Genomic DNA, 13051 nt, shown 5'->3' with positions numbered 1-13051 from the left:
ATTTAAAAAGATGACTCTTGGGGAATCGCCTTTAAACAAACAGATTGGGAGTAATTACGGCTAAAACGCCACCGATTGTTGATGCGACTAGGGAGACAACAGCGGCGTTAAATAACCACCAAGCCGCATCTGCAAGGGCTTTTTTACTATCAATTGCTTGCTGTTTCGCTTGTTCTCTAATAGCTTGTAGTCTTCTTTGGGTTTCTTGCTGGATGCGTTCGGCTCGGTGTAATACCCTATCCCGCGCTGATTCAATTCGATTAATAATTTGATTGGCTTGCTCTTCGGAGATATCTGAACGAGAACTGAGGAGAGCAACTAGAGTATCACGGTCGAATTGACTTAAGCGATCGCGCAATGCTTCAAATCCTGCTTGCGGATCATCGAATATTTTAGCAACATCATCCTGAATGCCTTCATAACTGAGTTCGGGACGGTCTAAGGAGTTGAGATAGTCACGAACTCTGCCAAAAACACTGTCAACTAGCGATCGCATTCTTTGCTGAATTTGCTCGAATTGTTGAACTATCGAGTCACGCACAGATTCAATTTGGTCTACAATTCGGTTTGCTTCTTCTTCAGAAATATCCTCACGTTGAGAAAGCAAAGCTACTAATGTAGAACGGTCGAATTTGGAAACACGCTCACCTAAAGTTCCAATACCTGCGCGGGGTGAAGATAGCAACATTTGCAAATCGCGTTTAATTCCTTCAGGATTTAATTCTTCTTTGTTGGTGTTACGCAGGTAATTTTCCAAATTGGCTTCAAAATCTAGCACTTGTTTAGTCGTGCGTTGCGCTAAACGTTGAGGTGCTTTAATAATATTAGCGATCGCTTGTTGTACAGAATCGATAATTTTATTAACTTGCTCTTCATTCAAATCTTCGCGTCCAGCCAGCAATTTAACTAATGTTTCTCGGTCAAATCGCGACAAGCGATTACGTAATGCTACAGCACCTTCTCTGGGGTCATTCAACAGCTGTTGTAAATCTCGCTGAATAGCTTCTGGGTTAAGTTCTTCCAAGTTGGTATTTCGCAGATATTCCCTTATTGCTGTTGTTGTTTGTTCATACTGTTCTTGCGCTTTTTCGCCAACTTTTTGTGGTGCTTGCAGAATATTATCTCGTACCCTTTCCAAAGAGTCCAGAGTTTGGTTAATTTCTGACTCACTTAAATCTTGACGCTGACTCAATAATTGCACCAACGTATCTCTATCGAATTGCGATAAGCGAGAACGCAAAATATTTATTCCTGCTTGCGGGTCTTCTAACAAAACCTGAAAATCACGTTTGATAGCATCAGGATTCAGTTCTTCCTTGTTAGTATTCCGCAGATAATCTTCTACCCTTTGACGCAATTCATCAGCTTTATTTCTCGCTTGTTCTTGCGATTCTCTAGCTTGATCAATGATATGATCACGGGTGCTTTCGAGTTGACCAATAATATTATTAACTTCCTCTTCGCTAAAATCATGACGTTGCTGGAGTAATGGGAAGAATGTATCCCGATTAAATTTACTCAACCGTTCCTGTAACTCTTCAAAACCAGCTTCTGGATCTCCCAGCATCACTCCAAAGTTTTGCTCAATTCCTTCTGGATTCAATTCTTCTTGATTCGCATTCCGCAAATAATCTTCTATTTGACTGCGAAGATTTTGTGATTTATCTTGTTTTTCCGCCTGTTGAACAATTGGTAAAACTTCTTGACGAATACTTTCTAATTGTTCCGAAATTTCTCGCCTCATATCCTCATTGATGTCACCTCGTTGTTTTAGCAAATTAGAAAAGTAATCTTGATTGATTTCTTCTAAATTATGGCGGACAGTGCTGGGATTTGCATGAGGATCATAAATGACTTCTCTAAATTCATCTTGAATTGTGAGGCGATTAAAATGCCAAGGAAAAGAGCTAAGGATATATTCCTCTACATCTGCCTTGATAGTATTTTGAGGTTGTGTAGAAAATCTTCCACCTAATTGAGTACCTAATTTACTTGCTTGTTCACTGGTTTTGTTAATAACCTGTTTGAGTTGCTCAATAATTTTATTGACATCGACATCTTGAGCTTGACTGCCAATTTTTTTCAGTTCAGTTGTGATTTCTTGAACATTGATATCAGAAATATTAGCTCTCTCTAACACTGCTGTTCCTGCTGCACCCAAGCCATATTGAATAGCTTGTTTTAGCACACCATTGGTTTGCTGACCATTTCCCCCAACAGTTATTAGTTGTTGCAGCCTTTCACCTAATTTTTCTGATTTTAATTCTTCTGGACTAGCAGACTTCAGTAAATCTAGGACTTTCTCCGTGGGATTTTGGCGATTTAAAACTTGCTTCCAAGCAGCTTCCAGTTGGTCAGCAATTTTATTGACATCTTCTTGAGAAAAGTCTGTCCGACTGCTGATTAAATCAACAAAAGTCTGACGATTGATATTTTTGAGAAGTTCACTATCGCCAATATCTCGCAAATCTACATCTTTTAACAACTGGTCAAATTGACTTCTAATTTCTTTGATATCTAGGCTTGGTAACTGTAGAGAACTCAAAGAAGTTTGCAAAGTATTTTTAATACTGTCAGCATCAAAACCAGAAGTTAATTCTCGACGCACTGCGGCGGTAATTTCTTCAGCCGTAGAAACCATCTGTCTTTGAGCAACATTAGCACCAATAGCAGTAGTTGCTGTACCCAATAAACCTTGAATACCATTCGTTACAGTGCTAACAAAAGAACCAATTAATGAACCTACAGCATTAGAACCCAGCCACATGATAACTGTGAAGTAGGTAGACCAAATAACGACACCGATTATTGCACCCAAAAACGCACTTTGAATTAAACTCAGTTTAACCGCTAAAAAACAAGCGATAAATAATGCAATACTAGAAGAAAAGATTGCCCAAGTCCCAATCTTAGCTTCAATTTTGCGAATACTTCCGCCTAATGTTTGTGTATCATCAACATCAGAATATGCACCAGTTCCTAAAGCTGAAATTCCCGCAGCTACAGAGAGATTAGTGAATAATAATTGAAAAGCAAATGCCATGAATACACCACATAGCAAAGCCACCAAAAATTTAGGACTAGAAAAAATCAATGGTGTTTGTACAGGAGTTAACACTTTACCCGTTGCTTTTATCGGTGTTAATCCTAAATGTAAATAGCACCACTGAAAGGTCGTAAACAAATTTGAAAAAATCATTCTTTTCTCCTTTCTTTCCTACGAAAAACTGCATAAATTAGTTAATAATAATACCCCTTCAATCCTCAAATTTTAGTAATCATCCTGCGGGAATAGTTCTGGTTATTCTCAGGATTAAAAGACTATCTATTACTCAGATAAATAAGAAAATTGAGTAGTAGATATTTAAATATTGCTGCGGAATCATGAAATGAGTAAACAAGTTCTAACTACGAGTGATGCCTAATATCTGCTACGCTTTTGAGGTAGGTAAAATCTGATTTTAGTTTAAATCTGCAAATGTGATTGTATAGCTAGATTAGCTTAATCTTTATTGTAAAGTCTTCTACCATTCGACACAGAGGGTTCTCATATATAGTTTATATAGTTGATCACCCTGGTTAACTGATAAAAATACAGCATTTACCCAAAAAATGCAGTGAAAGTCTTAATTTTGCCAAAGGAGTAATTCATATAAAAAAACTAGAACTTACTGATGATAAATCTGCATCAAGAATGATTAAAGCTCTCTCATGAGTACGATGAAATACTTGAAAAACTTTATCAACGTGAAAGAATGATTTTCTGAAAACAACTTCTTCATCAAGAGGTCTAAAAATGACAAATACAAACGAAAAACGCAAAATTCGTTACGCTGTTGTTGGTTTAGGTTGGTTTGCTCAACAAGCTGCTTTACCAGCATTTACTCAAGCCGATAACTCGGAATTAGTTGCTTTGGTTTCCGATGATCCGATAAAACGTGAAGAACTCAGTAAACAGTATAATATTGAGCATACTTATGCTTATGAGGATTATGAGGAATGTCTAACCAGCGGCTTAATAGATGCTGTTTATATTGCATTACCAAATCACCTCCATTGTGAGTATACTGTGCGGGCAGCTAATCAAGCTATTCATGTACTGTGTGAAAAGCCAATGGCTGTGACAGAAAAAGAGTGCGAAGCCATGAATAAAGCTGCAAATGATAATGGTGTCAAGTTAATGATTGCTTATAGATTGCATTTAGAACCAGGAAATATGCAAGCTGTAGAAGTTGTCCGCTCTCGTCAAATAGGTGAACCACGGCTGTTCAATTCTGTTTTCTCTCAACAAGTAGCACAGGGAAACATTCGTTTACAAGAGAATAAAGGTGGGGGAACGCTATATGATATTGGTATTTACTGCATTAATGCCGCACGTTATCTATTTCAAGATGAACCAACGGAAGTATTTGCTGTAGCTGCTACCAAAGAAGAACAACGCTTTAGCGAAGTGGAAGAAATGACTAGTGCTATCCTCCGCTTTCCCCATGAACGACTAGCAACATTTACCTGTAGCTTTGGTGCAGCAAAAGTTTCTAATTACCAAGTTGTCGGAAATAAGGGTGACATCCGAGTCGAATCTGCTTACACTTGGCAGGGAGCAATTAAGCACTATCTAACTATTGATGGTGAAACCCAAGAACGGACTTTTGAGCGTCACGATCAATTAGCAGCAGAATTCACCTATTTCTCCGATTGTATTCTCCAAAATAAAGACCCTGAACCATCGGGAATAGAAGGATGGAATGATGTTTGCATTATTGAGACACTCTATCAATCTATTGAAACCGGTCAGCCTGTGCAAGTAAACAATTTTGAGCGTAATAAACGTCCGACATCTGCTCAAACCATCGAGCGTCCTGCTACTGACGAAAAACCAGAACTAATTCATGCTGCTGCACCTGGGGCTAAAGCTTAAAGCAAAGTTGGGTTAAAGGGGAAAGAAAACATTTTTAACCTTTTCCCTTTAACTCTTTTTCTTCATCATTGTCAAACAATTCTAATAAACCAACTGTACCAACAAAAAATGTATAAGTTGCATATTTAATTGATGTCTGATTGCGATTCGGTGCATAATAAGCGGCAACTATTGCTTCGATAAAATGAGCCGACAGGGCAAAATGAGCAATCATTAAAGCTGGAGTTAATATACTCGGTAGTTGATGGTTAGTTATTGATGTTTGTATATTCCATAATTCTAATCCCATTGCGCTGGTGATCAGTGGTATGGAGATGATTTTTATGATGGGAAATAGTTTTTGTTTGATATCTTTTAAATTCATTAATTTGGGGAAATATTTCATAAATTATTTCTTTGTTTTCTAGGGAAAAAGTAACACAATTAGTTCATTTTTGTCAAAATCATGATGAGATGCAATATCTTTAATTATTGCGTTTAGAGTTCCTATTTTTATAGGATCGTGGGCAGGAACTGTAACATGATGTTCACCATTTAGTTGGGTAGTTAATCTAATGTGACTACCTGTTTGATGACTAACTTTGTACTCTAAACCGGCAAGAGCTTTTACTAATTCTGTACCTGACAAATCTCGTGGAAGTTTCAAGAAGCTATTACCTCATCTCGAACTATATGTAAACGAATAATTTTAGGACGTTTTTCTTCATCAGGAAAATGACAATGAACAGCGTCACGAATCATTACTCTTAGTGTTTCTATATCATCGGCTTGAGTAAAAATTGATTGCCCTAATGCTGTGGCTGTATAACCACCATCTGGATCATCTTCAACGAGAAATACAATTTCAATCATGGGGATATTTTATTGAGGTTAAAATTATTGATGGAATTCTAACTGACTATATAGCTAAAATATAGCTATTGATACGTATTTTAACATACCAGCAAACCTATTTTCCACAAAAATGCTCAATCAAAATCAAACCCCCCTTATAGATGCCTTAAAAGCCTGTACAACCCGTCCTCATGCCCCATTTTACACCCCAGGACATAAACGCGGTGTGGGCATTTCTCCACTTTTAACTGATTTAATCGGTAAAGATGTCTTCCGCGCTGACTTAACAGAATTAGCAGAATTAGATAATTTATTCAAACCAGAAAATGCAATTCTCGCAGCCGAAGAACTCGCAGCCGAGGCTTTTGGGGCAGAGAAAACTTGGTTTTTAGTTAATGGTTCTACCTGCGGAATTGAAGCCGCAATTCTCGCTACTTGTAGAATGGGAGAAAAAATAATTCTGCCACGAAATGTTCATTCTTCAGTTATTTCTGGATTAATTCTTTCTGGTGCAATGCCTATTTTTATTCAACCTGAATATGATGAAGATTTAGATATTGCTCACAGCGTTACACCGGAAGCAGTAAAAGCAGCATTAGCAACACATCCAGATACAAAAGCAGTGCTGATAGTTTATCCTACTTATGACGGTATTTGTGGAAATTTGCAAGCGATCGCACAACTCACCGACCAATATAATATTCCCTTAATTGTAGACGAAGCACATGGCGCACATTTTCATTTTCACCCAGAATTACCAATATCTGCTTTAAGCGCAGGTGCAGATTTAACAGTACAATCAATTCATAAAACATTGGGAGCTATGACACAAGCATCAATGTTACATATTCAAGGTAAAAAAATTGATATTGATAGAGTCAATAAAGCTTTGCAATTAGTTCAATCTACTAGTCCTAGTTTTATTCTTTTAGCTTCTTTAGATGCTGCACGTCAGCAAATGGCAATACATGGGGAAAAGCTGATGTCTCAAACTCTACTACTAGCAAAAGAAGCCAGAATTGAACTTCATCAAATTCCTGGCTTATCTACTTCTCTTGCTAATCAAAAAAAATCACCGGGATTTATAGATTTAGACAGAACTCGATTAACAGTCAATGTGAGAAAATTAGGTTTGACTGGCTTTGCAGCTGAAGATATTTTAAATGAAAAATTTGCTGTCGTTCCTGAATTTTCATCTTGGCAAAATATCACCTTTATTATTAGCTTAGGAAACACAAAAACAGATATTACCAATTTAGTGCAAGCATTAAATAATCTTACCCATATCACCCCCTTGACATCTGAATGTCAACCGTGTAAAAATAAAAACGATGATATTATTGCCAATGTTGTATCAATTTTTCCTCGTGAGGCATTTTTTGCTAATAGTGAAATCCTCCCTTTAGAAAAAACCCAAGAACGGATTTGTGCTGAAATTATTTGTCCTTATCCTCCAGGAATTCCCCTATTAATGCCAGGAGAATTAATTACAGAATCAGCTTTAAAATATTTGCAAAAAATTCAAAATATGGGTGGTTTTATCACCGGTTGTGCAGATAGTAGTTTGAAAACTTTAAAAGTTGTTAAAATCTAAATTTAAATCATTCTATTTTGGAAATATAATCACCTTTACACTATTTCCTCAACAGAAATTTTGATTTTAAGACCTCTCCCCTTATGGAAGAGAAATTTGGAGAGAGGTTTTTGAGTAAATATTAGACTGCTTTTTTTACCAGGTCTTTATAGACAGGAGAATTCGGTTTCAGTAAACTGCGTACAGTTTCCTCTAAATCCCCTTTTTGCAATAAAGAATCTCCCATCAAGACTGCATTAACACCAGCATCAGCAATCAGAGATAAATCAGCTGCTGTTTCGATTCCTGATTCACTAGTAACGATTATACCTAAGTTTTGTAATTGCGATCGCCTAGCTGCCATTAATTGCTGAGTGGTACTAAGATTGACACTAAAATCTTCTAAACTGCGGTTGTTAATTCCCACTATGCGTAAGTCTTCTAACTTAAGTACTCGATCCAATTCAGTTAAGTTATGGACTTCGACTACCGCATTCATTCCCAAGTAATGAATCACACGCAAAAAGTTATGCATTTCTCTATCTGAAAGAATAGCTGCAATCAATAATATTGCATCAGCACCCGCAGCCCGTGCTAAATAAATTTGGCAGGGATCAAGAATAAAATCTTTGCACAATAAAGGTAATGCTATTAGACCACGGATAGCACGTAAATGCTCAAAACTACCCTGAAAAAACTTTTGGTCAGTAACGACAGATAAACAAGTTGCTCCACCACGCTCATACGCTTTAGCTATCGCTACTGGATTAAATTCTTGTTTGATCAAACCTTGAGCAGGTAATACTGGTTTTACTTCTGCAATTAAGCTAGGTTTGTCAAGACTTTGTTGCACAGCTGTAAAAAAATCTCTTACAGTCGGAGCAGCAGTTAATTGACGTTGTAAAGAAGCTAAAGACATTTCTTGCTGCATTTGTACGACTTCTAGCTTTTTTTGCGAAACAATTTCTCTGAGGATAGGTTGCAGCCGACTATTAGAGATACTAACTGGGTAAATCATGATGAGAACGAATTATGAATTATGAAATTTCATTCTTCAATTTTTTTTGTGAGGAGTTATGAGAAATGTATCTAAGTGTATGGCATTTCTTCATCACATCAAGTACATCATAGTCCCCTCATCGCTTACTGGGATGGGGTTTGGGGGTGGTGCTTTTTTACCTCACTTAACCAAGAACCACCATAACCTCAATTTGATACATTCTTAGAAATGAATCCAATTTGACTTGAGATTAAACATTTCCACATCTTTTTTGGGAGTTTTATTTTGCTGAGAACCAGCAAGTAGACAATTATTTTTTAGCAATCTGATATAAGTACGATAGGGTATATATTCTATTGGGTTGTGTCCTGAAAAACGTAAAAGTAAAACGCAAGCCCAGGAGTACTTACCAGATATAATTGCTTTGACTATTTGTTCAATTTGTTCGGTATTAATTTTCTTATTGATTTGTCTATTATAATCAGCAATATTTTGGCTCATAGTATGCACTCCTTATTGTGTAAATAAAGCAAATCAATGTTTAGGTTCGGATTGTAACTGTGTCTCAAGTTAGAAGCTTGAAGATTTTAAATTGTAGATTAAATTCATTGGATCTAAAATCCCAAATCTAAAATTATTTTGTCAATAATCTGGTATAATTTTCCCATATTTCTACTATTGCGGTGAAGAGTTTCCAGCATACACACAATTTCTTAGTGGGTTTATAAATCCCCGCAAAATGATGAGATAATACTGAGAAAATATTTCAAATTCATGAAGGGATTGAGAAGCAATTATCAAATTTTTTGATTTAACACCCAGCCTCCATTTTCCTTGACAATTTTCAGAACAAGTGAAGTCACAGTAAACATTGCTGAGATAAGCATCTGCTTACAAAAAAATAAATTTCATCATTATCCCAAAGTTGATGTTTATTTTCTGAAAGTAGGGGCAGGTTTAACCAGCTAGTGCAGCATTTTTTTGCTGAATAGATATTTAGCTAAACCCACCCATACAGATTAACCGTATTGCAGAAGCTGCTTCTTTCTTAAGCCTACTCAAAGTTCAGCAATGGATACATGAACTATTTTTTGGTAAACCAGTCTATTTTTTCGCTCTTGAAATATTTTTGATGATTTTTAAGCCTAATATCTAATTATCCTTCTCTCTGGTTCTATTCAGAGCTGATGCTATCGGGAGACATAGGACATTAACTCTTGGTGTTGGGAAGCACATATATTGTTCACTTTTTCTATGTCTTTTGATAGATATATCATATTCCATAAAGAATAAAATGGAAAAAAACTACCTCTTATGAAGGATGTTTAAGCATGGTTATATATAGTTAAATCCTGTAAAAGCTAAAATTGGAGAGTTTAACTTAAACAAGCGGCAAATCTCCTAGTTAAGGAGTGCTAAGGCTGTAATAAATAACTAAATCAAAGCTTAACAAATATTAATCTAGCTACGTCTAGTTAACGGTAGCAATTTTCAATATGTTAGTCAAGACAATTCCCAGGGCTTATTAGTAATTTTAGAACAGCCGAACTTGAAACATAAAATCATTCGATAAACATACTACTTGTGCCAAAATAGCATACCTCTTACATTCCTAAAAGGAGCAGATATATGTGAGTGTATAAAAATATTGTCTATATATATGCAATTAAGATCATGAGGATGTTTAAAAAGTGCTAAAGCTTAGAGATTGGTGTATCCATGAAAGGAAGCTGTATATGAAATTTACGCCATCTGCTTAAGTTTTGATTTGACAAAAAACAAAATGTATTGATGCTGAGTTTTTATTTTCTAGCATAAAAGTACGTAATGATATCCATCGATTTTTTCATGCAACTAAAGTAATATATTTCATTTTCATTGCTAAAATGGAATTCATCTATTTTATTAAAAAAAAATAAATATTAAGTTTCTATACGAGTTTGATTAACTCAATTTTTAGCAAAAGTATGATGTCAACTAATTATCAGGAGCAACTATAACTATGAATTCCGCCGAATTTAGCTTAATTTCATCTAATTCTCTAGCAGCATCACAGTCAGAAGAGAAGTTTATATTTGCTGATTATCTGATAAATCAGTCTGGAGATGCTGCATTTTGTTTAGGAGAAAATGCCCAGTTTCTTTATGTTAATGATGTACTCTGTCTTCAGACTGATTATTCCCGTGAGGAATTGCTGTCTATGACACTGAGTGATTTAGATGTAGATTTTTCTCTACATAATTGGTCAAAACAATGGCAAGTTTTGAAAAAAATAAAACGCATTTGCTTTAAATTTCGCTATTGTACTAAAAGAGATCAAGTATTTGTAACAGAGATAAACCTTACCTATATTAAAAATCAGAATAAAGAATTTGTATGTGCTTTTTTTAGAGAGAATAGTCATGAGTTAGTAGATTTTAGTCCCCAAGAAACCATTGATGAAATCAAGGAATTAACAAATTATTGGCAACAAGAAATATCTAAACAGAATTACGCAATAATAAAAGGAACAAGAAGTATATTTTATAACTTAATAAATGATATTAAAGCTAGTGTTTTTTTAATTCAAGGTACACAAATTCGCTATGCTAATTCGGCAGCAGAGTTACTAACTGGTTATACAAAACAGGAACTGTTGAGGAATTTTGATCTAAAGCAATTGTTCAAAAGTCAAGAATTAAGACAATGTGAAAAAGGAGGTTCTGAATATCAAGAAATACATATCCTGACAAAAAATGGTACAGATAAATGGATAGCTTGTGCTGTGGCTCAGTTAGAGGGAAACCAGGATGTGGAGAGTAAAAAAATTGAAGCAATTATAGGTATTGATATTACGAATTACAAATATGCAGAATTGCAGTTAAATCAGGCTTTAGAACAAGCTAAAAAACTCAGCGAATTCAGAGCGAATTTTGTTTCTATTATCTGCCACCAATTTCGTACACCATTAAATGTAGTATACTTTTCTAATAGCTTAATCCAGCGGCATATTACTCAATGGACAGGGGATAAAATACGACCATTTTTGGAACATATTCAAATAGCAGTCGAACAAATTAACCAAATTTTGGAGGATACTTTATCCTTAGCTAAAACAGAATCAGCAAAACTAAATATAGAGCAAAAACCTATTGATTTATTTCAGTTCTGTAATGAGTTAGTATCAAAAATACTGATAAATAATAGCCATAAATCTATTAATGTTCAGAGTCGAGGTAATTGCTCAATGGTATGGATTGATAAAAAATTATTAAGTGTGATTTTGAATAATTTGCTTGATAATGCCATTAAATATTCTCCTATTGATAGTACAGTAAATTTTATACTTAATTGTGAGGAGGGAAAAGTGGTTTTTCAAATTCAGGATCAAGGAATTGGCATTCCTGAAGAAGATCAACAAAGACTATTTGAGCCATTTTATCGAGGTAGCAATATTGATCATATTCCCGGTACAGGACTAGGTTTATCAATTGTTAAAACTCTGGTTGACTTGTATCAAGGAGAAGTTTCATTGGTGACGAAGATTGGGATTGGCACAACATTCACTGTGACGCTACCATCAGTTCCCTATTCTGAGGTTTAATGTTTACAGGACTTACGCAAAATATCTCTCAAACCCTCATTCCTCTGTGTTCTCTGTGCCTCTGTGGTTCGTTTATTCCATAGCTTGTGCGTAAGTCCCAGTTTAATTAAGTTAGCTTAGTTGTATTTTTCAATCAACCTTGATTGTGTTTCAGCTTAATCATCGGCAAAAAGTTTAGTAATCATTCCCTTTGACAACTTTTATAGGGTACAAAATGATACGTGAATCCTCGAAAACAATTCTCGTAATTGAAGATGATGCCGTTACCCGTAATCTCTTCTTAGGTGGTCTTGAAGCTGAAGGTTTTGTGACGATAGGAGCGGAAAATGGTCTGGTTGGTATCCAACAAGCACAAGAACATTTACCAGATTTGGTGATTTGTGATCTGATGATGTCAGATATGGATGGTTACACCGTTGTTACTAAGCTGCGTCAAGCTGTTGCTACATCTGTCATTCCGTTCATATTTCTCACAGCTAGTAATACGATGGCATCTATGAGAAAAGCTATGGATTTGGGAGCAGATGACTATCTTACCAAGCCTTTGACAGTGAATGAGTTACTAAAAGCGATCGCTATCCGACTAGAAAAGCAATCACTTCTCAGATACTGTTATGCAGCTAACTATCATCAAGTTCCAGAATTATCAGATAGTTCATTAAACTCTGAGTTTATCTTTCCGCCTGTTCCCCATCTCCAAGAAGTTTTCAACTATATTGAGGCTAATTATCACAAAGGGATTACTTTGTCTGATGTAGCCCAAGCTGTTGGCTATTCGTCGGCTTACTTAACTACCCAAGTAGGTAAAGAAACGGGAGAAACTGTGAATGTCTGGATTGTCAAGCGCCGCATGGCCGCTGCTTGTACTTTACTGAAAAATACTCATCAAACTATTGAAGAAATTGCGACAAAACTAGGCTATCAAAATGCTTGTCATTTCTCCCGCCAGTTTCGCCAGTATCACAAATTATCCCCAACAAATTGGAGAAAAGAAAATCAATTTGTGCAAATTCCTAAGACTACAAAACTACAAATCATCAAAAATCGCTCACCATTGGTGAATGATTTACCGTTAAGTAGTTGATCATATCCAAAAAACTGTCTGTGTCACCGCGTCTCCCCATCTCCGCGTCTCCGTGTCCC

At 35.9% G+C, this 13051-nt stretch carries 10 protein-coding genes; 4 read left to right on the top strand and 6 right to left on the bottom strand.

Going from position 1 to position 13051, the window contains the following annotated elements:
• Positions 1-31: 31 nt before the first annotated feature.
• Entirely contained in the window at positions 32-3199 is a 3168-nt protein-coding gene (locus tag ANA7108_RS0103575; RefSeq protein WP_016949395.1) for a hypothetical protein, read from the bottom strand.
• A gap of 597 nt (positions 3200-3796) precedes the next feature.
• Between ANA7108_RS0103575 and ANA7108_RS0103570 the strand changes: the two genes are divergently transcribed.
• On the top strand, positions 3797-4918 hold the full coding sequence (locus ANA7108_RS0103570) for a Gfo/Idh/MocA family protein (RefSeq protein WP_016949394.1): 1122 nt from the start codon (positions 3797-3799) through the stop codon (positions 4916-4918).
• A gap of 34 nt (positions 4919-4952) precedes the next feature.
• On the opposite strand, the gene ANA7108_RS0103565 is transcribed toward ANA7108_RS0103570, so the two are convergent.
• Genes ANA7108_RS0103565 through ANA7108_RS0103555 form a run of 3 tightly spaced genes read right to left on the bottom strand, consistent with a single transcriptional unit; the run spans position 4953 to position 5770 of the window.
• Complete coding sequence (locus ANA7108_RS0103565; protein WP_016949393.1) at positions 4953-5303, bottom strand: hypothetical protein; 351 nt, start codon at positions 5301-5303, stop codon at positions 4953-4955.
• 18 nt (positions 5304-5321) lie between these two features.
• Positions 5322-5564, bottom strand: coding sequence for a type II toxin-antitoxin system HicA family toxin (locus tag ANA7108_RS0103560; protein WP_016949392.1), 243 nt, complete (start codon positions 5562-5564; stop codon positions 5322-5324).
• The gene (locus ANA7108_RS0103555) at positions 5561-5770 is read right to left on the bottom strand and encodes a hypothetical protein (protein WP_016949391.1); all 210 of its coding nucleotides are present in this window, start codon (positions 5768-5770) and stop codon (positions 5561-5563) included. The genes ANA7108_RS0103560 and ANA7108_RS0103555 overlap by 4 nt, the downstream gene beginning before the upstream one ends.
• A gap of 112 nt (positions 5771-5882) precedes the next feature.
• Here ANA7108_RS0103555 and ANA7108_RS0103550 point away from each other — a divergent pair, with 112 nt between their 5' ends.
• Entirely contained in the window at positions 5883-7346 is a 1464-nt protein-coding gene (locus ANA7108_RS0103550; RefSeq protein WP_016949390.1) for an aminotransferase class I/II-fold pyridoxal phosphate-dependent enzyme, read from the top strand.
• Between the two features lie 121 nt (positions 7347-7467).
• Here the strand turns inward: ANA7108_RS0103550 and trpC are convergent, their stop codons facing one another.
• The gene (trpC, locus tag ANA7108_RS0103545; protein ID WP_016949389.1) at positions 7468-8343 is read right to left on the bottom strand and encodes an indole-3-glycerol phosphate synthase TrpC; all 876 of its coding nucleotides are present in this window, start codon (positions 8341-8343) and stop codon (positions 7468-7470) included.
• 204 nt (positions 8344-8547) lie between these two features.
• Positions 8548-8826 (bottom strand): HetP family heterocyst commitment protein, encoded by a 279-nt coding sequence (locus ANA7108_RS0103540; protein WP_016949388.1) that lies wholly within the window; start codon positions 8824-8826, stop codon positions 8548-8550.
• A 1501-nt stretch (positions 8827-10327) separates the two neighbouring features.
• On the opposite strand from ANA7108_RS0103540, the gene ANA7108_RS0103535 reads away from it, so the two are divergent.
• Positions 10328-11908 (top strand): PAS domain-containing sensor histidine kinase, encoded by a 1581-nt coding sequence (locus tag ANA7108_RS0103535; RefSeq protein WP_016949387.1) that lies wholly within the window; start codon positions 10328-10330, stop codon positions 11906-11908.
• Positions 11909-12122: 214 nt separating this feature from the next.
• Positions 12123-12992: a response regulator gene (locus ANA7108_RS0103530; protein ID WP_016949386.1), complete on the top strand. Its 870-nt coding sequence runs from the start codon at positions 12123-12125 to the stop codon at positions 12990-12992.
• The last annotated feature ends 59 nt before the right edge of the window (positions 12993-13051 follow it).

It is taken from the genome of Anabaena sp. PCC 7108, from assembly GCF_000332135.1.
In the GTDB taxonomy this organism is placed as follows: domain Bacteria; phylum Cyanobacteriota; class Cyanobacteriia; order Cyanobacteriales; family Nostocaceae; genus Anabaena.
Note: the sequence above shows the minus strand (reverse complement) of the source record. Positions and strands in the feature narration are given on the sequence as shown.